The organism is Micromonospora sp. NPDC005087 (genome assembly GCF_042872965.1).
In the GTDB taxonomy this organism is placed as follows: domain Bacteria; phylum Actinomycetota; class Actinomycetes; order Mycobacteriales; family Micromonosporaceae; genus Micromonospora.
Window position 1 is genome coordinate 1 of sequence record NZ_JBIALB010000035.1, and the last position, 23,443, is coordinate 23,443.

Below are 23,443 nucleotides of genomic sequence, written 5' to 3' on the forward strand. Positions count from 1 at the left end.
CCACTCCGGGCTAACTGCCGTGATCACCTGCACCCCCGGCATCCTGCCCGATCGTCCTCAACAGACAGACGCCAGGGTTACGAGACATCCCTTAGCGTCGCCGTTGCCCGCGCTATCGGCTTCGAACCCACCGGCGACGCCACCTCACCCGGCGTAGCCCCCGCCCCCTCCTGACCTGGCATCACCGCTCATCGACCAGTCCTTAATTGACCAGGGACGGCCATGACCTAGGGCGCGTTGCGGAAGTGGATCAAGCTCAGGTGGCTCGCAGAGAAGACGCAACAACATCCATCACGCCCTGCCAGACTCTTCACCGTGACGGGCGGTGACCCTTGCCGGTGATGGTGGCCGGCCGAATCCCGTCAGACCCCTCGGCTTGTAGACGGCCAACACCGTCGCCGCGAGCAAAATGACCAGGCCGCCGATCGCATGCACGACCAGCGAAACGACTGCCTCACGCCACTGCTCCCCGCTCGCTACAGGCGCGGAGGCCATCCCTACGTCGGCAAGCGCAGCAATCGGCTCCAGCTGGAGCAGCAGCACCACCGTGGCCACCGCAACCAACGCCAACTTGATCAGCACCCACCAGTGACGCACCAACCCCCAGGGCGACGCCAGCGATGACACCACGCCACTGAGCAGCGACGCGACTGCGAGCGGAGCGATGACGAACCGGACTGACATGTCCATTGCCACATATCCGGCCGCCGTCACCATCGCATCGTCACTGCGCAGCGCCGCCAAGGCCAGGACCAGGAAGACGACGACCGCGCCGAGCCACCCCAAGGATGCAACGACGTGCGCAGTCAACGCCGCCTTACGCCAGCGTTGCCGCACCACGGCTTACCGTCCGCCCGGCAGGTGCCGGCCAGGACCATGCTCACCGGCCACGCCACTCACCTGGATGACGACGAACACGACCAGCAGGGCCGCTACAACCAGGCCAATGACCTTCACCCACCGCGGCACACCCGTCGGAGCCCCCGGTCCGCCTGCTTGACCCGCCATCTGACCCTCCCAACCGATCCCAGCAACGACTGCCAAATTTTTACGAGACACTGTGTCACTGTCAAGTCAAAGTGTCTGCGGTGTGGCGGTGTGTATCATATGACGGTGCCGAGGCTGTGGAACGACACGATTGAGGCGCACCGAGCGGCGGTGCGCGAGGCAGTTCTTGACGCCGCAGCAACCCTCGTCGCCAGTCACGGGCTGACCGGCGTGACCATGTCCCGGATCGCCGAACTCACTGGCATCGGCCGCGCCACCCTCTACAAGTACTTCCCGGACATCGACGCGATCTTGCTTGCCTGGCACGAGCGCCAACTCGCCCACCACCTAGATCACCTCAGCGCCATCCGCGACCGAGCCGACACCCCGTCGACGCGGTTGCGCGCCGTGCTCGTCGCCTACGCGCGGCTCTCACAGCACCGCCACGGTGGTGACCTCGCTGCCGCACTGCATCAAAGCGACCACACCACCGAGGCCCACGCGCGACTGCACACGCTTGTGCGGGAGCTGATCACAGACGCTGCCGAAGTCGGTCAGGCTCGTGTCGACGTTCCCGCCGATGAACTGGTGGCCTTCTGCCTGCACGCCCTGACCGCCTCGAGCACGGTGGCCTCGGACGACGGGCTCCAGCGCCTGGTCACTCTCACCCTCACCGCACTCAAGCCCACCGCCGCAGACTGACGTCCGAACCATCCGCCCAGAACCGGCTCGGCCGACACCGCTCTCGTGTTGCCGAACGGCAGTGGAGACGCGGCCCCCACGAGGATCAGCATGCAGGCATCAGAGTCGGCGAGCCATGCCGACCGACTCTGGCGCGGTCTCGGCGAAGCCGTACTGTGCGTAGAGGTGGCGCGCGGCACCGTCCGCGATGAGTGAGATGTAGGCGGTGCTAGGCGCGCGATCCAGGAGTCTCTCCATCAGTGCAGCCATGATCCTCTTGCCGACTCCTCGGCCCTGATGCTCGGGCAATACGCACATGTCAATGATCTGGAAGGCGGTGCCGCCGTCACCGATGACGCGGCCCATGCCTATCGGTTGGTCACCCTGATAGGCGACGACGGCGTGCCATGTGCCGTCCAAACCCGCGGCCGCTGCTGCGGCTGACTTGGCGCTCAGACCGGCGGCGACCCGCAGGTGTCGGTAGACCTCGACCGATGGCGTTTCTGCTCGTAAGACGTATGTCATGACCGTGAGGGGTCCCTTCGGGTGCGGCCTGCGCACCGCTACGCGTTGGTGGCGTGGAAGCGGCGCAGGCGGAGGCTGTTAGCGACCACGAACACCGAGGAGAACGCCATCGCTGCGCCGGCGATCATCGGATTGAGCATTCCCGCCGCGGCCAGCGGCAGGGCAGCCAGGTTGTAGGCGAAGGCCCAGAACAGGTTGCTTTTGATGATCCTCAGGGTTCGCCGGGACAGGCGAATGGCGTCCACGGCGGCGGTCAGATCGCCGCGGACGAGTGTCAGGTCTGAGGCCTCGATGGCCACGTCGGTGCCGGTGCCCATGGCCAGGCCGAGGTCGGCTTGGGCGAGCGCGGCGGCGTCGTTGATCCCGTCGCCGACCATGGCCACGACCTTTCCGTCGGCCTGCAGGCGCTTGACCACGTCGACCTTGTCGGCGGGCAGCACCTCAGCGATCACCTGGTCGATGCCGACCTCGGTGGCGACGGCGTTCGCGACGGTGGTGTTGTCGCCGGTGAGCAGCACCGGGTTCAGGCCCAGTGCCCGCAGCTGGTCGACTGCGGTTCGGCTGGTTGGTTTGACCACGTCGGCCACGGCGAGGACGCCGCGGGCCTGTCCGTCCCAGCCGGCCAGCACGGCCGTCCGGCCGGCGGTTTCGGCCTCGCTGGCCGCCCGCTCGACCTCGGCGGATACCTGCAGGCCACGTTCGCGCAGCAGGCGGGCCCGGCCGACCATGAGGTCGCGGCCCTCGACGGTGCCGGTGACGCCGAGCCCTTCGACGTTGGCGAAGTCATTGACCGTCGGTAGCGTCCCGGCGGTGGCGGCGCCGGTGGCGATCGCTTGGGCGATCGGGTGTTCGCTGGCGAGCTCAAGCGCTCCGGCGAGCCGAAGCAGGTCATCGGCGTCCTGGCCGTCGGCTGGCAGCACGTCGACCAGTGTCATCTTTCCGGTGGTCACGGTGCCGGTCTTGTCCAGCACGACCGTGTCGACCCGCCGGGTGGACTCGAGCACCTCGGGTCCCTTGATGAGGATGCCGAGCTGGGCGCCGCGGCCGGTGCCGACCAGCAGCGCTGTTGGGGTGGCCAGCCCGAGGGCGCAGGGGCAGGCGATGATCAGTACGGCGACCGTGGCGGTGAACGCGGCCGCCAGGCCGCTGCCGTTGCCGATCCAGAAGCCGAGCGTGCCGACCGCGAGGGCGATCACGATGGGGACGAAGACGCTGGAGATCCGGTCGGCCAGCCGCTGCACCGCGGCCTTACCGGTCTGCGCCTGCTCGACGAGCTTCGCCATCTGGGCGAGCTGCGTGTCTCCGCCGATGCGTGTGGCAGTGACGACGAGCCGACCGCCTGCGTTGACGGTGGCGCCGACCACGGCGTCGCCCGGGCTGACCTCGACCGGGACGGACTCGCCGGTCAGCATGCTGGCGTCGACCGCCGAGGTGCCCTCGTCGACCACTCCGTCGGTGGCGATCTTCTCCCCGGGCCGGACCACGAATCGGTCCCCGACCGCGAGCTGGTCGATAGGGATGCGAGTTTCGGCGCCGTCCCGGAGGACGGCGACGTCCTTCGCGCCGAGTTCCAGCAGGGCGCGTAGGGCCGCTCCGGCGGTGCGCTTGGAGCGGGCCTCGAAGTACCGGCCGGTGAGGAGGAATGTCGTGACGCCGGCTGCGGCTTCGAGGTAAATGTTGCCGGCGCCGTCGGAGCGGGTGATGTCGAAGCTGAACGGGTGGGTCATGCCCGGCATGCCTGCGTCGCCGAGGAACAGCGCCCACAGCGACCAGCCGAACGCGGCGAGGGTGCCCAGCGAGATCAGGGTGTCCATGGTCGCGGCGCCGTGCCGCAGGTTGATCAAAGCGGCACGGTGGAACGGCAGGGCACCCCAGACCACGACCGGGGCGGCGAGGGTCAGCGACAGCCATTGCCAGTACTCGAACTGCATGGCTGGCACCATCGCCAGCAGGACCACCGGCACGCTCAATGCGACCGAGATCCACAGCCGGGTGCGCAGGCTGCGCAGCTCATCGACTGGCTCTGACGGCTCGGCTGTCGCGGCGGAGGCTGGGGGTGGCAGGGCGGCGGTGTAGCCGGTCTTCTCCACGGTGGCGATCAGGTCGTCCGGGGTGACCTCGCCGGCGTACCGGACGGTGGCCTTCTCGGTGGCGTAGTTGACCGTGGCGGACACACCGTCCATCCGGTTGAGCTTCTTCTCGATCCGGGCGGCGCAGGAGGCGCAGGTCATCCCCCCGATGGACAGCTCGATCTGGTTCGGGGCGAGCTGCAGGGGTATCGCAGTGGACGTCATCGCATCCGCCAATCAGTTGTGGCCGTGGCCGGGTTCGCCGTGCCCATCGGTGGCGGCTGGGGTCGGGCTGTTCGGCGTCGACGGCGTTGACGGCGTCGCTGGGCCGGGCTCGGCGGAGGTGCCGGCGACGAGGGTGAATTCGGCGGTCCGCACGGTTCCGGTGTGCTGGAAGTCGAGGTAGAGGCGGTACGTGCCGGCCGAGGGAACCTCGGCGTAGAAGGTGACCTGCGGGCCGGGCTGGGTGCGCCCGTCACCGGGTTCTCCGTCGGGGTGCACGTGCAGGTAGGCCAGATCGCCCTGGCGCAGGGCGACCAGGTGGCCGTACGCGCCGAGGTAGGGCTGCAGGTCGGTGACCGGTGCGCCGTTCCGGTTGATGGTCAGGGTCAGCTTCGCGGTACTGCCCGGCCGCAGGTCACCGTCGAGGGCGACGGTGTAACCGTCGACGGTGGTGGTGCATGCGGGTGCGGGTACCGGACGTGGGGTGAACGCGCCGGGTAGGGCGACGTCGACGCCGAGGGTGAGTGGCTGGCCACCGGTGGGGGTGAAATCGGCGAAGGCGCGCCAACTTCCGGGGTCCCCGAAGGGTGAGGCCACCTGCCAGGTGCCGTCGGGGGCCATGTCGGGGTGCACGTGCCGGAAGCCGGACAGGTCCCGGCGGGTGACGATGAGGTGCATCCGCTTGTCGTGCGCTTCGTCGAAGGTCGTGACGGTCCGACCGCCCGGACCGGTGATCCGGAAGGCGAACTCACCGCTTGAGGCGGGAACCGGGGTCAGGGTGTAGCCGCGGTCGGAGACCAGCAGGCCACCGGGGATTTGCGCGGCGGCTTCGGTCCCAGCTTCGTCATGGCCCGCACTGCCGTGCTCGGCGGTGGTGTCGTGGCGGGTTTCGGCGGCCGGGGCGACGGGATCGGCCAGTTGGCCGACCCCGTACGCCGCGCCGAACACCGCCGCGAGACCGAGCGCGAAACCGCTCAGCTTCGTCGCCGTGTTCATGACTGGCACCTCGGGTTCTCTCGGTGAGGGACTGTCAGGCGTCGACGAGGTCGTAGCCGGCCTCGTCGACCGCGGCCCGGACGGCCGCTGGGTCCAGGGGCGCCTCGCTGGCGACGGTGACCTGCCCGGAGGCGAGGTCGACCTGGACGTCGCGGACGCCGGCGATGGCGCTGATCTCGGTGCTGACCGAGTTGACGCAGTGCCCGCAGGTCATGCCGTTTACCTGGTACGTGGCGGTGGTCATCAGAACGCTCCTCTCAACACCCTCACGCGATACCCCCGGGGGGTAGTAGCGCCTCACAGTTGGGCTTGGGGCGCCGACCGCCGAGATACCTAGAGGGGGTATGGCTCTCTACGCACCGTAGCATACCCCCGAGGGGTAAGGTATCCTGGGTTCCATGACCACACCCACTCCGATCCGCGGATACACCGCCAGCAAGGATCAGCTGCTCGCGCGGCTCCGCCGCGTCGAGGGGCAGGTCCGGGGCATCGAGAAGATGGTCGACGACGACCGCTACTGCATCGACGTGCTCACGCAGATCTCCGCGATCCAAGCTGCCCTCGACAAGGTCGCCCTCGGCCTGCTGGACGGGCACGCCCGGCACTGCATGCACGAGGGCGCCGCCGACGGCCGTGCCGACGAAATGGCCACCGAGATGATGGCCGCCGTTGGCCGGCTCATGAAGCGCGGCTGATCTCCAGCGATCGGTAACCCCAGCTCTCGGATCAGCGCGACAAGCCGGCCATTAGACCACCGGAGAAGCTCCGCCGTTCCGTCGGCCGAGGCAGCCGGCGCAAATGCACCAGCACGCTGCCCCCAGGCACCGCCCAAACGACGAGATGCCGGCCGACCATGCATTGACAGTGCTGCTCGCGAGGAACAGTGGGCGGCCGGCTGCCCCGCCGGCCGCCCACTGTCGCGAGATGCACCAGATCGCGTCTCTTGTCAGGCCTCGTCACGCCCGACCGCGCTCGTTGCCGTCATAGTGGCCTCCAGGTCCTCATGATGATCTCCGCTCGATGGGTGTGACTCTGACATGTCGGGTCCGCACCGCTCGGCTCAGCGGACCTGCACGGTCTCGGTCTCGGCGACAGGCTGGGGACCAGCAGCGCGGGTCCGCAGGGTGACCGCCGCGACAACGGCTCCGACGAGGGCGATGACACCGGCGCCGGCGAAAGCGGCCGAGTACCCGTCGGTGAGAGCCGACACGTCACCCACCCGGTCCGCGCCGTAGGACGCGGCGACCGCCGTCATCGCGGCCAGACCGAGAGCCGAACCGACCTGGTAACTGGTGTTGACGATCCCTGAGGCGAGGCCACCCTCCTGCGGCGGCGCGCTGGAGATCGCCGTGCCGAGCGACGGGATGAACGCCAACGACATACCCAACGCCGCGACCAGTGAGGCGGGCAGGACGTCCACCGCATAGCTACCGTCCGCGCGAACGAGGGCGAGCCACCCGAGCCCGATGGCCAGTACCGCCAGGCCTGCAATCACCATCGGCTTCGGGCCGAACCGGTTGATGGCCCGCGGTGCCACAACGACCATCCCGACCATGATGAGGATCGTCATGGGAAGCAGCGCCGCACCGCTGGGGAAGGCGCTGTAGCCGAGGACCTGCTGCAGGTAGAGGTTGAGATAGAACCACATCGGAATCCACGCCGCGCCCAGCAGGAGTTGCGCCACATTTGCGGCCGCGAGGTTCGGGACACGGAAGATTGACAGCCGCATCAGCGGCTGCCGGCGGGCGGCCTGGATGGCCACGAACGCCACCAACGCGGCGACCGCGCCGGCGAGGGCCAGCCAGGTCTGCCCGGAGGTCCACCCGACCTCGGGCGCCCGGACGATCGCATACACCGTGGCGCCGAGACCAGCGGTGACGGTGAGCGCCCCAGCGATGTCAAGCGAGCCGCGGCGGGCGCCGCCGGCGGGCATGAGCGCCGGGGTGGCGAGCACCGCGATCAGGGCGATCGGAATGTTGATGTAGAACACCCACTGCCAGCTGAGGTACTCGGTGATGACCCCGCCGAGGAAGACGCCCGCGGTGCCGCCCGCCGGCGCGGCCGCGCCGTAGAGCGCAAGCGCCTTGGTGAGTTCTCGGGGCTGGGCGCCGAAGAGCATCATCAGCATCGTCAGCGCCGACGGTGCGATCAGGGCGGCGCCAACACCCTGCGTGGCACGGGCGGCCAGTTCCACTGCGACGCTGTCGGCCAGCCCTGCGGCCGCCGACCCGAGCAGCAGGATCAGCCAGCCGGCTGTGAACATGCGCCGCGCGCCGAACAAGTCCGACAGCCGGCCGCCGAGCAGCAGCAGGCCACCGAAGGCTACGACGTAGGCGTTGAACACCCACGACAGGTTCTCCGGCGAGAAGCCGAGATCGTCCTGCATGCGCGGTAAGGCAACGCCGATGATCGAGGTGTCCATGATGACCATGAACTGGGCGAGCGCGATGAGCCCGAGGCCCCACCAACGCTTGGATCCGTGTGCCATCTCCACCACTCCTTATGCCCCTGGGGGGTATGGGTAAGTGGTGAATGTTTACCCCCAGGGGGTATGTGGTGTCAAGCTGCGGCCATCCACGGACTCGTGTTTTGTCGCCTCTCACGCATCCGATTGATCCCTGTACCCCCTATGGGTATATTCATCGTGCACGCCACCCACCCGACCAGCGGTGACCTGGCGCTGTTCCTCAGGGGCGCCGTTTCGCGGCTCACCGTTTGCAAGTTGCCCGCATCGAACGGCGGCAGGCCGGCGCCCCACGTTCTCGGACAGGAGAGAGCCATGTGCACCAGCGGATCCAGTTGCGGCTGCGCCACCGCGACCGCCGACAACGCACCGGCCACCGTTGACACCGTCGACGGCGTGCGGGTCACCTACACGGTGTCGGGGATGACCTGCACCGGCTGCGCCAGCAACGTGCGCCAGGAGGTGAGCACCGTCGAGGGCGTCACCAGCGTCGAGATCGACGTGGCCACCGGCGGGGTTACGGTCACCAGTCACGCCCCACTGGCGATCGCCGACGTCCGCGCGGCCGTCGAGAAGGCCGGCTACCAACTTGTGAGCTGACCGCAGGATCGGCCGCGCCCGCCCGGCAAGACGGAGCGGGCGCGGCCGCCCCAGGGCGCTTCTACCCTCTGGCGCTGATTTTGCGTTCGCCGGCAACGCGAGACCGAGCTGGGGTGAGCGTGTCCGCCGTGTGAACAGGCACGGGGTAGGAACCTTCATCCCGAACTGGGGCGGGACAAGCAGCGGTCACGCGCGTGACGTTGGCTGGCTGAGCACATATCCGGGCTCCGCAGGTGCCTCGGTGGTGGCGCCTGCGGGGTCGTCGGGGGTGACTGCGAGACCGACCCGGTGACGCCCCGCGGGCAATGCTTACGTTAAGCGCCCTGAGTCACGTGCACGGCATGGCCGTGAACCCGTCGGACCAACAGCTCTACGTCGCCACACACCACGGAGTCGTTCGCGTCTCCGATAGCGGGGCCGCCCACGTGGGTGATGGACGGCAGGACACGATGGGCTTCACGGTGATCGGACTAAGGCGTGTTTCGTAAGTCAGGCTGGCAGCGTCGAGGTCACGGCGTGGCGGTGATCGACAACTGAAGAGGTCTCCGGTATCTGGTTCTGCGACCAAGCAAGAACTTCATACCGGAGACCTCGTGCCCAGCGTAGCGGTGACGAGGCGGCATGACCTGACCGACAGGCAGTGGGCTGTTCTGGCTCCGCTGCTGCCTGCCGCGCCGACCACAGGTCGTCCGCCGAAGTGGGAGAAACGACAGCTCATCGACGGGATCCGGTGGCGGATCCGGATCGGCGCCCCATGGCGGGACGTCCCGGCTGAGTACGCGCCCTGGCCCACCGTCTACGGCCTGTTCCGCCGGTGGCAGCGTGACGGGACCTGGGACAAGATCCTGTCCGCGTTGCAAGCCGCTGGCGATGCGACCGGCGGGATCGCCTGGACGGTGAGCGTGGACTCAATGACCAGCCGCGTCCACCAGCACGCCGCCGGCGCCCGCACCGATGGGCATCTGCAGAAGGAACCGCCTGGTGGGGTGCACGACGAGCCGGCTGATCACGCGCTGGGCCGCTCGCGCGGCGGGCTGACCACCAAGACGCATCTGGCCTGTGAACAGGGGCAGAAGGTCCTCTCCCTGATCGTGACCGCCGGGCATCGTGGTGACAGCCCGCAGTTCATTCCCGTCCTGCGCCGTATCCGCGTGACCCGTCTCGGCGTGGGCCGGCCTCGCACCTGCCCCGACCTGGTCCTGGCCGACAAGGCCTACACCAGTCGCGGCAACCGCAGATATCTGCGCTCACGCGGGATCAAGGCCTGCATCCCGAGCAAGAGCGACCAGGACGCCCACCGCAAAGCCAAAGGCTCCAAGGGCGGGCGCCCACCCGCGTTCGACAAGGACCTCTACCGGCTACGCCACGCCGTCGAGAACGGCATCAACCGCCTCAAACGCCACCGCGGCGTCGCCACCCGCTACGACAAACTGGCAGTCCGCTTCCAAACCGTCCTGACCATCACGATCATCACCGAATGGCTCTGACCGGCTTATGAAACACGCCTTAGACCACTTTCTCGCCTCGGGACATCCCGCGCCAGGCGAAGCCGGGCCGACGCATCTGGGCCTGATCGAAAGCACCGATGGTGGGCGCACCTGGCGATCGGTGTCGCTCGCCGGGAAGGCAGACTTCCACGCCCTTCGGAGCGCCGACGGGATCACCTACGGCGTCGACTCCACCACTGGTTCCCTGCTGGCAAGCACCGACCGGGTCACCTGGCAGGCCCGGTCAAGGATCGAGGCGTACAACCTGGCGGTCGAACCAGGACAGCCTTACAGCCTTCTGGCCACAACCGAGCAGGGCCTGCAACGTTCGGTCGACGGCGGCCGCACTTGGGTGCCCGCCGGAGGACGCGCCTTCGTGCTGTTGCACTGGGCCGGCCGCGACCGGCTGCTGGGAATTGCGGCAGACGGACAGAGCCTCGTGTCCCATGACGCGGCCGTGACGTGGTCGGGTACCGGCGGTCACGTTCCCGATGCGCCGGCCGCCGTCACCGCCCACGGTGATCTGCACTTCGTCACCACCCGTGATGGTCGAGTCCTTCGCAGCAAGGACGCGGGTGCGACATGGCAACCCATGCAGACATCGCTGTCGTGATCCTCGCCCGTCCCCTGCCATTCCCCGCCGACCGGGTATCGCGGTCGAAGTCCGGTCCATGGTGGGGCCGGCAGCGATGCGGTGGCGGCCCTTCTCGGGCCGCCACGACATCCCTATCGCCCCTGCGCAGTCAGGCGGACTCGCCGCAGCAGCTGGGCGTTGAGCGCCACCACGATCGTGGAGACGGACATCAGCACCGCGCCGACGGCCGGGCTGAGGCTGATCCCGGCCCAGGCGAGGACACCGGCGGCGAGCGGGATCGCCACGACGTTGTAACCGGCCGCCCAAACCAGGTTCTGAATCATCTTCCGGTACGACACCCGGGACAGGCGGATCACACCGGTGACGCCGCGCGGATCGGACGAGGCGAGGATGACGCCAGCGGACTCGATCGCGACGTCGGTTCCGGCGCCGATGGCGAGTCCGACGTCGGCGCGAGCCAGCGCGGGCGCGTCATTCACGCCGTCCCCGACCATCGCCACCGTCAGCCCTCGGGACTGCAGGTCGGCAACCGCCCGGTCCTTGTCGGCGGGCAGCACCTCGGCGAAGACCTCGTCGACGCCGGGACGGAATCCCAGGTCCGCGGCGACGGCCTCGGCGACCGGCCGAGCGTCTCCGGTGATCATCACGATCTTCCGCACGCCCTGCTCGCGCAGCTCCGCGATGGCCTCGCGGGCTTCGGGACGGATCTCGTCCTCCAGGGCGAACGCCCCCACCGCCTCCGCCTGACCGCCGTCGGGTAGCCGGATCAGATGCAGCACGGCAGCCCCGCGCGCTGACCAGACCTGCGCGACCCGAACCAGCTCGTCGGGCACCCTGGCCGCCAGTTCCCGCAGCAGAGCCGGGCCGCCCACCGCATAGGTGGTGCCGTCGACCACGGCCTGCACACCTCGGCCGGTCAGCGACCGGAAGTCGCTGGCGCTCGCCCGCAGTCCCCGCTCCTGTGCGACGCCCACCAGCGCCTTGGCGAGGGGGTGCTCACTGTCGGCCTCGACCGCGCCGGCGATGCGCAGCACCTCATCTTCGGTGACGCCGGTCGCGGCGGCCGTGGCGGTGACGGTGTGCGCGCCCTTGGTCAAGGTGCCGGTCTTGTCGAACAGCACCGCGTCGACGGTGCGCATTCGCTCCAGGGCGAGGCGGTCCTTGACCAGGATGCCCGCCTTGGCCGACACGGCGGTGGACAGCGCGATCACCAGCGGGATGGCCAGCCCGAGGGCGTGCGGGCAGGCGATCACGAGGACCGTCACGGTGCGGACGACCGCCTGGTCGAGGTCACCCAGCGCCCACCAGGCGCCGAAGGTGACCAGCGCGGCGGCGGCGGCGACGTAGAACAGCATTGCGGCGAACCGGTCGGCGAGCGCCTGGGCGCGGCCGTTGGACGCCTGCGCCTGGGCGACGAGCCGCCCGATGCCGGCCAAAGCCGTGTCCTCGCCGACCGCGTCGACGCGTACCCGAAGGGCGGAATCTGTCGCCACGGTGCCGGCCACCACCCGGTCTCCGACACCACGCGGGACCGGTCGGGACTCCCCCGTGATCATCGACTCGTCCAGCTCGGCCGAGCCGTCGAGGATCCGGCCATCGGCCGGCACCCGGCTACCGGAGCGCACCAGGACCAGGTCGCCCACCCGCAGCTCGGCGGCCTGCACGCGGTGCAGCTCACCGTTGTCGTCGATCCGCTCGGCGTCGTCGGGCAGGAGCGCGGCCAGCGCCGTGAGCGCGCCCTGCGCCTGGCCGATCGCCTTCATCTCCTGCCAGTGGCCCAGCAGCATGATCGTCACCAGCGCGGCGAGCTCCCACCAGAAGTCCAGGTCGAATGTGCCGAGGCTGGTGGCCAGCGACGCCACGTACGCCACCGTGATCGCCATCGTGATCAGCAGCATCATCCCCGGGGCCCGGTCCCGGACCTCGCGGAAACCACCGACCAGGAACGGCCACCCGCCGTAGAGGAAGACCACCGACCCGAGGACCGGACCGACCAGAGTCATGCCGGGAAAGTCCAGGGAGTAGCCGAACCAGTCCATCACCATTTGACTGGTGATCACGATCGGCAGCGTCAGCGCGAGGCTCAGCCAGAACTTCCGGCGGAACTGCTCCGGGTCGTGACCGGCGTGCTTGTCATGCCCGGCGTGCCCCCCATGCCCGGCGTGGCCGCCGTGGTGCCCATGGGCGCCGCTGGTGCCCTGTGGTTGGGATGACGCGGAGTGGGGCGAGTCGTGTTCGTGGTGCGCGCCTCGCGGGTGCGGTGTTCGCGTGCTGCGCTGCGTCGCGTCCACGTGGTCGTGGCTGTGCTGGCCACGTCCGACCTCATCAATGTTGGCCGCGTCGTGATGCGCCATGTGTTCTCGAGTCATGCCGTCCACCTCCGCCCAGCACCATATACCCCCCGGGGGTATGAAGGCAAATACCCCTGATGGGTATACGTCCGCGCTATGGCCGGCGAGCCACCACCGCAGACCGGCGGCCCCGGCCGGCAAACGTGCAACGCGCCACTTGGGCCACTCGAAGGGGCAACAGCGCGCGAAAAGGCCCGCATGCGGCACGTTCTGCGAACAAGATCCACGAAGGGCGGCGGATAGCAGGACCGTCCGCCGACAAGCGGACCCAGTCGAGGAGCAGCCATGAAACCGGAGATCAGTCGCCGCCGGTTGCTGGCCGGCGTCGCCGGCGCGGTGGGCCTCGTCGGCATCAGCGACGTCTCCGGTGGGCGGACATTCCCAGCAGGATTGAGAGCGGTGGGCACGAACCGCGTCCGTGCCGGAGACACAGGCGGCACCCGTAGCCGGGTGACGGCCACGCTTCGCCCCCGTCCCGTCACAGTCGACTTAGGTGGACCGCACGTAACCACCTGGGGATACGCCGACGACCTGCCCGGCCCACTTATCCGGGCGCGCGCCGGCGACACGCTGCGGGTGGAGTTGGTCAACGGCTTGCCGACGGATACCAGCGTTCACTGGCACGGGATCGCGCTGCCCAACAACATGGACGGGGTTCCCGGCCTGACTCAACCACCCATCCGTCCGGGCTGCCGGTATACCTACGAGTTCCCCCTGCCCCACCCTGGCACGTACTTCTACCACCCGCACTCCGGCGTTCAGCTCGACCGGGCGCTGTACGGCGTCCTCATTGTCGATGACCCGCAGGAGGCCGGCCGGTACGACCACGAGTGGATCGTGGTGCTCGACGATTGGATCGACGGTACCGGCCGCACTCCCGATGACGCGCTTGCCGCCCTGCGCGAGACGGGCGGCCATGCAGACATGCAGGGTATGGATCCGGCGGGCGCGCACGGGGAGGGCGCCGAGCCCGACTCGCACCACGACGAGGGGCCCGATACGAGCGGCCACGGCGGCCCGGCTTCCGCTGGTCACGGGGACATGGGCGGAATGGAGATGATGACCTCTCCCCTGCTCGGCGGCGCTGGCGATGTTTCGTACCCGCACCATCTGGTCAACGGTCGAGTCCCGGCGGCGCCGAGGGTCTTCCGTGCGCGGCCCGGTGAGCGGGCACGGGTGAGGATCATCAACGCCGGCTCGGATACTGCGTACCGGGTGGCGCTCGCGGGACACCGGCTCACGGTCACGCACACCGACGGATTCCCGGTCCACCCGGTGGACACGGACGCCCTCCTGCTCGGTATGGGTGAGCGCGTCGACGTCATGGTGGAGCTAGGCGATGGGGTCTTTCCGCTGATCGCCGACGCGGAGGGCAAGACCGGACGGGGTCTGGCTCTGGTACGAACCGGTTCCGGCGCCACACCACCTGCCGATGTCCGCCTGACCGAACTGGAAGGACGGGTGCTCGACACCGCAACGCTGCACGCAGCCGGCAGCGTGAGGCTGGTCGACCGACGTCCGGACCGGGTGCACCGGTTGGAGCTCGGCGGATCGATGAACCCCTACCGGTGGACCATCAACGGCGCGACCTTCCACGACGCTGACCCACTGCTGGTGGAGCAGGGCGAGCGCGTGCGGCTGGAATTCGTCAATCGCAGCGAGATGTTCCATCCGATGCACCTGCACGGGCACACCTTCGCTCTGACCGGCGGTGGTGCCCGCAAGGACACCGTCGTGGTCGTTCCCCACCAGAGCGTGAGCGTTGATTTCGACGCCGGCAATCCCGGCCTTTGGATGGTGCACTGCCACAACGCCTACCACGCGGAGACGGGCATGATGGCCACGCTCGCCTACCGCGCCTGAGGCACTCCGCTGCGGCGAGCGTTCGTCCACCTGACGGCAGTTGACAAGGCGGGAACGGGCAAGAGACGACCGACGAAGCCTTACCAACCGGCCACAGAGAAGCAGGCCGACGCCGAGCCCTCCGGAGGAGCGCGGCGTCGGTTGCTCGTGGTCAGGAGAGGACGGCGTTCACGACCTCGGTAGCCCGCCACTCGTGCTGGGCGTACAGCCAACCGAACGCCGACACCTGCACGGCCTGGGCCGCGACGGTCAGGGGAAGGTCCTGCCAGCCGGGGATCGCCTGCAGGGCGGTGAGGAACTGGCGTGTCGCGAACTCCGGCTTCATCAGGTCGCGCACGCTGCCCCAACCGGTGCTGGGCCGCTGCTGGAAGAGCCCGACCGAGTCGTGGTCCCAGCCGATCGCCTGGTGCGGGTAGTCCTGCGACTCCGGCAGCACGCCACTGGCGTAGTTGTAGAGGGTGCTCTCCTGCATCGCGGTGGCCACCGCGATCACCAGCCCGTGGCGCGGCACGCCCATCTCCCGGCCGGTACGCACGATCGTCTTGGCGTTGTCCATCTGCGCCTGGTCCAGCCCAGCGACCGGAACGATCCGCTTGGGCTTGGGCTTGGACTTCGCCGTCGGCTTGGGCGCGGGCATTGTCGTTGACGGGGAGATTTCCGGGGTGGGGGTTTCGGTGACCGGTGCGGCGGGCTGGCGGGCCTGCCCGCGGGAGGCCGGGTCGGCCTCGGCCCGCTGGGCGATCTCGGCACGCTGGTTGGGGCTGAGTGACTCCCCGGCGGGGTCGGCGCCGATGAAGGTGGCGCCCACGAGACCGAGGCAGCACACGGCCCCGGTGGCCACCGCCATGCGGGTCCGGCCCGGCCGGGCGGCGAAGGGGTTAGCGAGGCCGCCGAGGCGGGTACGCCACCATCCGGTGGAGAGTCGCGGTTGGGACGTGCTAGCCGGCTGTTCGGCGGAGGGGATATCGTCCGAACGGTCAGCCGGGCCGCCGAGGCCGCGCGGGTGGTCGAGGTTGCCGTCGTTACGCATCCGCCGAGGCTAGGCAGGAGAAACCATGGTCACCCACGGCGATCAGGTGGCGGTGCTCACACTTCTCCCCTGCGCAACGGGATCCTCCACACCAGCCCGGCAGCGCCGGTAGTGATTTACGCCATCCGGGCATACCGCCCGTCCCGCTGCCGCCCGCTAGCGCAGGGCACGAACGGCGCGCGCGGACACCCCTCGTCAGGCGATCCACTAACTCGCCCTTTCGGGTGATGTCGGATTCCCCCGCTTGGCCGCACCCGTGGCAGATCAGCGGATTCGCCCGTATCTGTCGCCGGTTCCTAAATTGTGATCATGGCCGGTTCCCCTGCTGTTTGCCGGACCGACGTTCGATGCTCAGATGCCGGCCGCCACGTTCCAGAGCAGGCCCGCGGCGAGACCCACCACGAGGCTGAGTGCGGCAGCTGTCACCGCGAGCCTCGCCGACCACCGCCGCGTCGGATGATCGGGCCACGGGGCGCGGTGATCGCCGCCGGATGACGCCAGCGCGGGGTCGCGGTAGGCCGGGACGATCCAGCGCAGGTAGTAGAAGAGACTGATCACGGTGTTGACGAACACCACGACGGCGAGCCAGGCGTACCCGCCGTCCCAGGCGGCGCTCGCGGTGGTGAGCTTCTGACGCTCCAACAGGAGCAGACCCGGACCGAAACCGCATCGCAGGAGACCGAGCGGCAGCTGCAGGTCACGCGGGCCGCGCTCCTGAAGGCGCAGCAGAACCTCGGCCCCACCGCCGCCGAGGCGATGAAGCGAGCGGCCGAGTTGCCGCCGGGCGAGGTCGGCTCCCATCTGCAGGATCTCGGCGCCCTCCTACGCATTCAGAAGGGCCAGCAGCGCGCCGGCGACTCCCAAGGAAGCGCCCGTGACCTGCTGCGCGTGCAAGCGACGGAGCAGCAAGCAGTTGCCGCGCACACCGCCGCGTTGACCGCCGCTCAGGCCGCACGCGCGACCTACACGACGGCAGAGGCGACCTTCAAGAGGCGGCAAGCCGAGCTGCTGGACCTTAGGCGGCGCAATACCGGCAAGATCGAAGCGCTCGAGCGGCAGCGTGACGCCGCCGATCGGCAGCTACGTCCGAACACCACTGACGGTGAGAGCGTCGCTGGGCTGGTCGCGAACCCTCGCGCTCTCGCGGCGGTCCGGTTCGCTCGGGCCCAACTCGGCAAGCCCTACGAGTGGGGGGCTGAGGGACCCAATCGCTACGACTGCTCCGGGCTTGTCTGGGCTGCGTACCGCTCGCGCGGCGCCGACTTTGACCAGCTGCCGCGCGTGTCGCGGGATCAGTACAACGCCACTCGTGGTCGCACCGTTGACCGCAGCATGCTGCTCCCCGACGATCTGGTCTTCTTCGCCTCGGGCTCTAGCTGGACCACGATCCACCACATGGGCATGTACATCGGCGACGGCAAGATGGTCCAGGCGCCCACCACCGGCGATGTAGTCAAGATTTCCTCCGTCTGGTGGTCACGCTTCTACGCCGCAACACGGGTGATCCCGGCGGTCCCCGCGCCCACCACGTCGCCTTCGGCACCGCCGCCCACGGCCACGCCCAGCCCCACTCCGTCGCCCAGCCCCACTGCGTCGCCGAGGCCCACTGCGTCGCCCAGGCCCACTCCCACGCCTACTCGACCCCGCCCCACCCCCACGCCTACCGGCCCCAAGCCGACCCCGACCACACCCAGCCCTACCCGCTCACCGACGCCATCGCCCTCTCCGTCGACCAGCAGTCCAACCCCCACCACCCCGACCCCGAGCGCGTCAACGACTAGGCCCTAGACCTCGTCCGCAAAGTGTCGGCGCTAGTGGCGCTCGGTCGGCTGCGGCAACCAGGGCCCGGGTGCCCGCCAGGACACGGTCGACGACCCGACTCGGCCGCCGCTGGCGGCGCCGAGGCGCCTTCCGTGCAACGCGTCGGGACCGGCTGGCCGATTTGGCGCAGCCGCCGAGCTTCGATGAGTTGCGCCTTCAGCAACCCCCAGTCGCCGTCGAAGCCCTTGCCGCGAGGAGCCGACCGCCGGGGTGGGTGCCTATGCCCCCGCCATCGGAAGGAGTTGGGCGTCGACGGGAGCTGCTCTGCCGAGTGGTGTGGCCGGCGGTGCTGCGGTCCGGCGCGGGCGCTGGCAATGCCTGGCCCCGGCGATTCTTCGTCAGGCGCCAGCTTTTGTGTAGGCGGCCAGGATCGTCTCGGAGATGAATTGGGCGGCGTCTGCGCTTTCCAGTCGCCCCTTGGCGACGTCGATGGCCGCGCCGTGGATGACGTGGTGCAGGACGCTGGTCAGCCAACTGGCTGGGAGATCGGCTCGGAAGGCCCCTTCTGACTGGCCGCGGCGGATCAGGTCGTCAACGCGCTGGGCAGGTTCGGCGTGGAGTTCTTGCACCCGTCCGGGCGGCAACGTCGTCTGCGCCGCTTCGAGAACGGCGGTCGCCTGGGCGACCAGCAGCCAGCTGGATCTGATCAGGGCGTCTAGGGCCTCACGGGGGTCGCCGGTCAGGTCGAGCGTCTGCAGGACGTGTTCCCCATCGGCTATAGCTCGGGTCAGCGCGGCGTCGACCAGGGCCTCTCGGGAGGGAAAGTGCCCGTAGAGCGTCACTCTGCCTACCCCTGCCGTTTTCGCGATCTCGCTCACGCTCGCGTCCGCGTTGCGGCTCAGGCAGGCCACGGCCGCGTCCAGGATCTTCGCAACGTTCTGCTTGGCGTCGGCTCGGAGGGTCGGCTTCGCCGGGGGGTGAGACATGCAACTTCCTCAACTCGAACAGCACTGTTCGGGTTATGGTATCTCTCCCGCAACTCAAACACCCCTGTTCGACTTACGGAAGGAGGCTGGCCGTCATGGCCCAACCCGTGACCGTCACCACCACATCCCCGCATCCCCACCCGCAGCGCTGGAAGATCCTGGGACTCGTCGGGGTCGCGCAACTGATGCTCATCCTGGACGTCACCGTTGTCGCGATCGCCCTGCCGCACATGGGCGCAGATCTTGGCCTGGAGCGGGAGGCTCTCACCTGGGTGGTCAGCGGCTACACCCTCGCCTTCGGTGGCCTGCTGCTGCTCGGCGGGCGCGCCGCCGACCTGTTCGGCGCCCGACGCCTGGTCCTCGCCGGGCTCCTGCTCTTCATCGCCGCGTCCCTCACCGCCGGACTCGCGAATAACGGTCCTATGCTGCTGGGCGGTCGCGTCGCACAAGGCTTGGCCGCGGCGATCCTCTCCCCCGCCGCGCTGTCCCTGGTCGTCACCATCTTCGACGGCGAGGAGCGCAACAAAGCCCTCGGAATCTGGTCGGCGCTGGGCGGCGGCGGCGCGGCCCTAGGGGTCCTCCTCGGCGGCCTGCTGACCGCCGGGCCCGGCTGGCCCTGGGTGTTCTTCATCAACGTTCCCGTCGGACTTGTCCTCCTGCTTACCCTCCGCATTCAGCTTCCGCCGCAGCCTCGGCCGATCGGGGACGGTCGGCTCGATGTGCCGGGCGCGGTGCTGGTAACAGCCGCTACCGGGTCCCTGATCTACGCCCTGATCCAGGCCGGAGACCGAGGCTGGGGCACGCCGGTCACCCTGATCCTGCTGGGCACGGCAGTGGCTCTCTACGCAGCGTTCGTCGCCCGCCAGCGCCTCGCCGCCAGCCCACTGATGGATGTCCGACTTCTGCTGCGTCGACCCGTCGCAGCCGGAACGCTACTGATCCTCGTCGCGACCGCTCTGATGATCAGCGTCTTTTTCCTCGGAACGTTCTACCTTCAAGACCACCGGGGTTACGGCCCACTGCGCACCGGGTTGCTCTTCCTTCCCGTGGCGCTCGCGACCATGCTCGGTGCGAGCTCCGCAGGTCGCGTCATCGGTCGTGCGGGTGCTCGGGCACTCGCGGTGCTGGGACTTCTCGTCGCGGCAGCCGGCATGGCAATCCCCGCCCTCTGGGAGGGGACGTTGACCATGGTGATAGGTGTCAGCATCGCCTCCGCCGGCACCGGCGCGGTCTTCGTCGTCGCCTCCGCTACCGCACTCGGCCAGGTTCAGCCCCACGAAGCCGGTCTCGTATCCGGAATCGTCAGCACCTTCCACGAATTCGGGGCTTCACTCGGCGCGGCTGTCGTATCCAGCGTCGCTGCGGCAAGCATCGCTGGCACCAGCACAACCGGCTTCGCACGCGGCTTCACCACCGGCGCCGTCATCGCCGTCACCGCGGCTGTCCTTGCCTTGATCCTCACCCCGAACGCCCGCTCCAGCCAGTGAACTCGGCAGTGATCCCCGGCGGGGCTGTCATCCTCGCCGGGGACACTGCTCACACCGACTCAGTCGCAGCGGCGACGCGCCTCCATCGGCACCTTGTTTTGGCACCATCACGTGACTTGGCCTCTTGCTTTGGATGTGGGTTCGCCGCGCTGCGCCCGGCCCCGAGCTGGTTCAGCAGCGGGGCAGACCGGGTTCTTTCAGGCTCTGCCCCCGATGCGGCGTGCCGGCCGCTCGATTCCGAACGGCGCTCCGACTCGTGGCGGCCTACCAAGACCGCGATCCGCTGCCAGCGTAGGCCCCCGGGCGACAGCGCGGCGCCCGGCAGCGTCGCCGCGCTGGCCTCGCCGGACTGCCCGCAGTGTCCAACCGGCCAGCCGACGTCGCGGCTGGGATCAGTAGCCGTCGCAGCCGGGATAGTCCGATAGGCGCCGACGCGGGTCGGCATTGAGCCACCGCAGCCTGTGCATGTACGCGGCCACGTCCGGGTCGTCCTCGTCGTGCTGCGCTGTCCCGGTCGATGTCGGCCGCGCCGCTGGGCCCGTGTCCGTTTCGCCACGATGAAATGACCAGGAGAGCCCGACAGTCGCCGTTGCCGCAGATGTGTAAGCCTCAGACGTGCGGGCAGCTCGGCTGAGGCGCTCCCGCACCACGCGGGTCCAGAAGAACACGCCGAAGGCGGCGAACAGCGGCCACTGCAATGCGTACCCGTAACTGCGGCCGCTGCCTTGCAGCGCGTGGTGCCACTGCCACCAGCCCAAACGTAGGCATGTCGCAGCGGCCACACCGATAATCAGGTGGCCGAGCAGCCGCGGCGGTCTGAGCCAAGCCGGCATGCCGCCACAATAACTCCCCAAGCGGATGGTTCTCTACCTGAGTGACCAATCATGACATACTGTGACGGAGTGAAGGCTTTCCCCGTTGCCCTCGACTCAGGCGAGACCGCGAGCCTGAGGCTGGATGGTACGACGGTCTTTATCACGTCGGCCGCGTTGCGGTGGCGGCGTCTGCTGCGCTGGTCTGCGGGGTCGGTGCTGGTCTGCATGGTTCTTGGGGCGGTCTCCAACGGCGTCACCCACGCCGTGAACGAACGAGTTGGGCAGTGGCTGATCGGCGCCGCCGTGACTGTCGTCGTTGCCGGCGCCGTTGGCGCTACGGCCGCAGCAGTTCAAATCTGGCACGCCGAGCGTCGACCCGCCGAGAGCCTAAGTGCCGCCGATGTGACCTTCGCGCGCAGTGACGCGATCCACGGTCGAGTCACCGTGACCGTCGAATGCGTTGACGGGGCCACCCGCCAATTCAGAGCGAGCGGCGCGGCAGGCCTCCGTACCGCGCAAATGTTCGCGCGGATGCTCTCCGCCGCGGCCTCGACCGACCAGACCTCCGCCCCGATCCCGTAGCGCCTGCCTGCCTATGGACGCGTGACTTCACGGTAGTGGCAAGTCGCTGGTGCGGTGCTGTGGTCGAGGGGTGCGGCGGCGTGCGGTGGCGGGTTGCGCGGCGGCGGTGATGATCGCGGGTGAAGTCGGCGGCAGAGAAGCGCAGGTGCTTGCCGAGCAAGGTGCGCGGAATTTGGCGGCGGGCGGCGTAGCGGCGTAGCCAGGACTCGTAGCAGCGCTGCGGCTTCGGCCGGTTGTCGGCTCCGCCTGAAAACTGGATCTGGCCCACTTTCCGTGATCGGGACTGACCCGGATCAGTGCGCCGGATCCACTGTGTAGGGTGCGTCGTGCGATCGGCTGATCTTGTTGCGGTCCCGCCTCATCTGGCACCTGTCGTGGTTGAGCGAGTGGACCGGCAGTCGGCTGGCCTGCGGATATGGGCGCGGGCGCGAGCCCGCCGTGCGGCGTGTACCGGTTGTGGACGCCGGGCCCGGCGGGTTCATAGCCGCTACGAACGTCGACTCAGCGATGCCGCGGTGGCTGGCCAGCCGGTGGAGATCCGGTTACGGGTCCGCCGGTTCTTCTGCGACACGGTGCGCTGCCCGGTCCGCACGTTCGCCGAGCAGGTCACCGGGTTGACCTCCAGATATGGACGGCGTAGTCCGCTGCTTCGCCAGACGCTGGAGAAGATCGGGGTGGCTCTTGCCGGTCGCGCGGGTGCCCGGCTGGCCGACCGCCTCGGCCTGGTGACCAGCCGCAGCAGCGTCCTGCGGCTGGTCCGCGCCCTGCCCGACCCGCCGGTCCGGACGCTCACCGCGGTGGGCGTGGATGACTTCGCCCTGCGCCGAGGCCACCGCTATGCGACGGTGCTGGTCGACGTCGACACCCGCCGGCCGGTCGACCTGCTACCCGATCGGGAAGCGGCCACCCTCGCCACGTGGCTGGGGCAGCATCCGACCGTGCAGGTCATCTGCCGAGATCGCGCCAACGCCTACGCCGAGGGAGCCCGCACGGGTGCGCCCCAGGCCATCCAGGTGGCCGACCGGTGGCATCTGTGGCACAACCTCGCCGAACACGTCGAGAAGACCGTCGCCCGCCACCACCGCTGCCTCACCATCGCACCGCCGCAGCCCGCACCGACGGCCACGGCGGACCTGACCCAGGTTGCCGTCGATGCCACTGCCCAACGGGCAGAGCAGGGACTGTTGGTGCCTCGGACCCGGCGCCGTTACGAACAGGTTCAGGCGCTCTGGGCTGAGGGCCACAGCATCCGGGAGATCACCCGGCGACTCGACCTGGCCCGCGGAACCGTGCGCCGCTTCGCCCGCGCCGCCAGCATCGATGAGCTCCTGGCCAAACCTCGCGCCGGTCGGCCCAGCATCCTCGATGACCACCTCGACTACCTGCATCAACGCCTCAACGATGGCATCACCAACGCCACTGAACTGTTCGCCGAGATCCGCGTCCGTGGCTACAGCGGCAGTGCCACCACCCTGCGTACCTACCTGCAACCCCTGCGAGCCGCCGCCACGCCACCACCAGCCCGGCCCCGGCCGCCGAAGGTCCGCCGGATCACCGCCTGGCTGCTGCGTCACCCCGACACGCTGCACCCCGAGGACCACACGGGCCTCGCCACGATCCGGGCTGCCTGCCCGCATCTGAACGCTCTGGCCGACCACGTCAACGCGTTCGCGGAGATACTCACCCGCCGGCGCGGGCACCGCCTCAACGCCTGGATCACTGCCGTGACCGCAGACGACCAACCCGACCTGCACTCATTCATCGCCGGCCTACGCCGTGACTACGACGCCGTCCTCAACGGTCTGACCCTTCCCCACAGCTCCGGCGTCGTCGAGGGCCACGTCAACCGCATCAAGATGATCAAACGACAGATGTATCGCCGCGCCAACCTCGACCTGCTCCGCAAGCGAGTCCTGCTGGCCTGACCGGGTCAGTCCCGATC

The 23,443-nt window shown here is 69.1% G+C and carries 20 protein-coding genes and 2 pseudogenes; 11 read left to right on the plus strand and 11 right to left on the minus strand.

The window, feature by feature from the left end:
* Positions 1-291 precede the first annotated feature (291 nt).
* Positions 292-837, minus strand: a complete 546-nt coding sequence (locus ACFYPS_RS34525) for a DUF2269 domain-containing protein (protein ID WP_387330374.1) — start codon at positions 835-837, stop codon at positions 292-294.
* A gap of 276 nt (positions 838-1,113) precedes the next feature.
* Between ACFYPS_RS34525 and ACFYPS_RS34530 the strand changes: the two genes are divergently transcribed.
* A complete protein-coding gene (locus ACFYPS_RS34530) occupies positions 1,114-1,689 on the plus strand; it encodes a TetR/AcrR family transcriptional regulator (RefSeq protein WP_387330377.1) in 576 nt (191 codons plus the stop codon).
* Between the two features lie 99 nt (positions 1,690-1,788).
* Here ACFYPS_RS34530 and ACFYPS_RS34535 read toward each other — a convergent pair whose 3' ends face one another.
* Genes ACFYPS_RS34535 through ACFYPS_RS34550 form a run of 4 tightly spaced genes read right to left on the minus strand, consistent with a single transcriptional unit; the run spans position 1,789 to position 5,724 of the window.
* Positions 1,789-2,193, minus strand: a complete 405-nt coding sequence (locus ACFYPS_RS34535; protein WP_354968561.1) for a GNAT family N-acetyltransferase — start codon at positions 2,191-2,193, stop codon at positions 1,789-1,791.
* Between the two features lie 38 nt (positions 2,194-2,231).
* Positions 2,232-4,487, minus strand: a complete 2,256-nt coding sequence (locus ACFYPS_RS34540; RefSeq protein WP_387330380.1) for a heavy metal translocating P-type ATPase — start codon at positions 4,485-4,487, stop codon at positions 2,232-2,234.
* 12 nt (positions 4,488-4,499) lie between these two features.
* Positions 4,500-5,480 (minus strand): hypothetical protein, encoded by a 981-nt coding sequence (locus tag ACFYPS_RS34545; protein ID WP_387330383.1) that lies wholly within the window; start codon positions 5,478-5,480, stop codon positions 4,500-4,502.
* Positions 5,481-5,514: 34 nt separating this feature from the next.
* Positions 5,515-5,724, minus strand: coding sequence for a cation transporter (locus tag ACFYPS_RS34550; protein WP_354968558.1), 210 nt, complete (start codon positions 5,722-5,724; stop codon positions 5,515-5,517).
* Positions 5,725-5,878: 154 nt separating this feature from the next.
* Here ACFYPS_RS34550 and ACFYPS_RS34555 point away from each other — a divergent pair, with 154 nt between their 5' ends.
* Positions 5,879-6,175, plus strand: coding sequence for a metal-sensitive transcriptional regulator (locus ACFYPS_RS34555; protein ID WP_238671415.1), 297 nt, complete (start codon positions 5,879-5,881; stop codon positions 6,173-6,175).
* Between the two features lie 365 nt (positions 6,176-6,540).
* Here ACFYPS_RS34555 and ACFYPS_RS34560 read toward each other — a convergent pair whose 3' ends face one another.
* A complete protein-coding gene (locus ACFYPS_RS34560) occupies positions 6,541-7,968 on the minus strand; it encodes an MFS transporter (RefSeq protein WP_387330387.1) in 1,428 nt (475 codons plus the stop codon).
* A gap of 291 nt (positions 7,969-8,259) precedes the next feature.
* Here ACFYPS_RS34560 and ACFYPS_RS34565 point away from each other — a divergent pair, with 291 nt between their 5' ends.
* The 3 genes from ACFYPS_RS34565 (at position 8,260) to ACFYPS_RS34575 (ending at position 10,644) form a co-directional block, all read left to right on the plus strand.
* Positions 8,260-8,544: a heavy metal-associated domain-containing protein gene (locus ACFYPS_RS34565; protein WP_354968556.1), complete on the plus strand. Its 285-nt coding sequence runs from the start codon at positions 8,260-8,262 to the stop codon at positions 8,542-8,544.
* Between the two features lie 593 nt (positions 8,545-9,137).
* Positions 9,138-10,031 (plus strand): IS5 family transposase, encoded by an 894-nt coding sequence (locus tag ACFYPS_RS34570; RefSeq protein WP_387330391.1) that lies wholly within the window; start codon positions 9,138-9,140, stop codon positions 10,029-10,031.
* Positions 10,032-10,038: 7 nt separating this feature from the next.
* Complete coding sequence (locus tag ACFYPS_RS34575; RefSeq protein ID WP_387330394.1) at positions 10,039-10,644, plus strand: WD40/YVTN/BNR-like repeat-containing protein; 606 nt, start codon at positions 10,039-10,041, stop codon at positions 10,642-10,644.
* Positions 10,645-10,757: 113 nt separating this feature from the next.
* On the opposite strand, the gene ACFYPS_RS34580 is transcribed toward ACFYPS_RS34575, so the two are convergent.
* Positions 10,758-12,995: a heavy metal translocating P-type ATPase gene (locus ACFYPS_RS34580; protein WP_387330397.1), complete on the minus strand. Its 2,238-nt coding sequence runs from the start codon at positions 12,993-12,995 to the stop codon at positions 10,758-10,760.
* 267 nt (positions 12,996-13,262) lie between these two features.
* Here ACFYPS_RS34580 and ACFYPS_RS34585 point away from each other — a divergent pair, with 267 nt between their 5' ends.
* The gene (locus ACFYPS_RS34585) at positions 13,263-14,840 is read left to right on the plus strand and encodes a multicopper oxidase family protein (protein ID WP_387330400.1); all 1,578 of its coding nucleotides are present in this window, start codon (positions 13,263-13,265) and stop codon (positions 14,838-14,840) included.
* 151 nt (positions 14,841-14,991) lie between these two features.
* Here ACFYPS_RS34585 and ACFYPS_RS34590 read toward each other — a convergent pair whose 3' ends face one another.
* Positions 14,992-15,870 (minus strand): peptidase M23, encoded by an 879-nt coding sequence (locus ACFYPS_RS34590; protein ID WP_387330403.1) that lies wholly within the window; start codon positions 15,868-15,870, stop codon positions 14,992-14,994.
* Between the two features lie 351 nt (positions 15,871-16,221).
* Positions 16,222-16,500 (minus strand): annotated as a pseudogene (locus tag ACFYPS_RS34595) (NADH-quinone oxidoreductase subunit N); the annotation flags it as partial.
* Between the two features lie 126 nt (positions 16,501-16,626).
* Here ACFYPS_RS34595 and ACFYPS_RS34600 point away from each other — a divergent pair.
* A pseudogene (locus tag ACFYPS_RS34600) lies at positions 16,627-17,283 on the plus strand (C40 family peptidase); the annotation flags it as partial.
* Positions 17,284-17,342: 59 nt separating this feature from the next.
* Complete coding sequence (locus ACFYPS_RS34605) at positions 17,343-17,651, plus strand: hypothetical protein (protein ID WP_387330432.1); 309 nt, start codon at positions 17,343-17,345, stop codon at positions 17,649-17,651.
* A 378-nt stretch (positions 17,652-18,029) separates the two neighbouring features.
* Here ACFYPS_RS34605 and ACFYPS_RS34610 read toward each other — a convergent pair whose 3' ends face one another.
* Complete coding sequence (locus ACFYPS_RS34610) at positions 18,030-18,617, minus strand: TetR/AcrR family transcriptional regulator (RefSeq protein ID WP_354968553.1); 588 nt, start codon at positions 18,615-18,617, stop codon at positions 18,030-18,032.
* Positions 18,618-18,712: 95 nt separating this feature from the next.
* Between ACFYPS_RS34610 and ACFYPS_RS34615 the strand changes: the two genes are divergently transcribed.
* Positions 18,713-20,104, plus strand: a complete 1,392-nt coding sequence (locus ACFYPS_RS34615; RefSeq protein WP_387330406.1) for an MFS transporter — start codon at positions 18,713-18,715, stop codon at positions 20,102-20,104.
* Positions 20,105-20,496: 392 nt separating this feature from the next.
* On the opposite strand, the gene ACFYPS_RS34620 is transcribed toward ACFYPS_RS34615, so the two are convergent.
* Positions 20,497-20,937: a hypothetical protein gene (locus tag ACFYPS_RS34620; RefSeq protein ID WP_387330409.1), complete on the minus strand. Its 441-nt coding sequence runs from the start codon at positions 20,935-20,937 to the stop codon at positions 20,497-20,499.
* Between the two features lie 69 nt (positions 20,938-21,006).
* On the opposite strand from ACFYPS_RS34620, the gene ACFYPS_RS34625 reads away from it, so the two are divergent.
* Both ACFYPS_RS34625 and ACFYPS_RS34630 read left to right on the plus strand, forming a co-directional pair.
* On the plus strand, positions 21,007-21,501 hold the full coding sequence (locus ACFYPS_RS34625) for a hypothetical protein (RefSeq protein ID WP_387330412.1): 495 nt from the start codon (positions 21,007-21,009) through the stop codon (positions 21,499-21,501).
* Between the two features lie 386 nt (positions 21,502-21,887).
* Positions 21,888-23,426, plus strand: a complete 1,539-nt coding sequence (locus tag ACFYPS_RS34630; protein ID WP_387330415.1) for an ISL3 family transposase — start codon at positions 21,888-21,890, stop codon at positions 23,424-23,426.
* Positions 23,427-23,443 lie beyond the last annotated feature (17 nt).

Excerpts from the sequence above, each read along its gene's own strand:
- ACFYPS_RS34535 (WP_354968561.1), bottom strand. The coding sequence starts at position 2,193 with ATGACATACGTCTTACGAGCAGAAACGCCATCGGTCGAGGTCTACCGA.
- ACFYPS_RS34540 (WP_387330380.1), bottom strand. The coding sequence starts at position 4,487 with ATGACGTCCACTGCGATACCCCTGCAGCTCGCCCCGAACCAGATCGAG.
- ACFYPS_RS34545 (WP_387330383.1), bottom strand. The coding sequence starts at position 5,480 with ATGAACACGGCGACGAAGCTGAGCGGTTTCGCGCTCGGTCTCGCGGCG.
- ACFYPS_RS34550 (WP_354968558.1), bottom strand. The coding sequence starts at position 5,724 with ATGACCACCGCCACGTACCAGGTAAACGGCATGACCTGCGGGCACTGC.
- ACFYPS_RS34555 (WP_238671415.1), top strand. The coding sequence starts at position 5,879 with ATGACCACACCCACTCCGATCCGCGGATACACCGCCAGCAAGGATCAG.
- ACFYPS_RS34560 (WP_387330387.1), bottom strand. The coding sequence starts at position 7,968 with ATGGCACACGGATCCAAGCGTTGGTGGGGCCTCGGGCTCATCGCGCTC.
- ACFYPS_RS34565 (WP_354968556.1), top strand. The coding sequence starts at position 8,260 with ATGTGCACCAGCGGATCCAGTTGCGGCTGCGCCACCGCGACCGCCGAC.
- ACFYPS_RS34575 (WP_387330394.1), top strand. The coding sequence starts at position 10,039 with ATGAAACACGCCTTAGACCACTTTCTCGCCTCGGGACATCCCGCGCCA.
- ACFYPS_RS34580 (WP_387330397.1), bottom strand. The coding sequence starts at position 12,995 with ATGACTCGAGAACACATGGCGCATCACGACGCGGCCAACATTGATGAG.
- ACFYPS_RS34585 (WP_387330400.1), top strand. The coding sequence starts at position 13,263 with ATGAAACCGGAGATCAGTCGCCGCCGGTTGCTGGCCGGCGTCGCCGGC.
- ACFYPS_RS34590 (WP_387330403.1), bottom strand. The coding sequence starts at position 15,870 with ATGCGTAACGACGGCAACCTCGACCACCCGCGCGGCCTCGGCGGCCCG.
- ACFYPS_RS34610 (WP_354968553.1), bottom strand. The coding sequence starts at position 18,617 with ATGTCTCACCCCCCGGCGAAGCCGACCCTCCGAGCCGACGCCAAGCAG.
- ACFYPS_RS34615 (WP_387330406.1), top strand. The coding sequence starts at position 18,713 with ATGGCCCAACCCGTGACCGTCACCACCACATCCCCGCATCCCCACCCG.
- ACFYPS_RS34620 (WP_387330409.1), bottom strand. The coding sequence starts at position 20,937 with ATGCCGGCTTGGCTCAGACCGCCGCGGCTGCTCGGCCACCTGATTATC.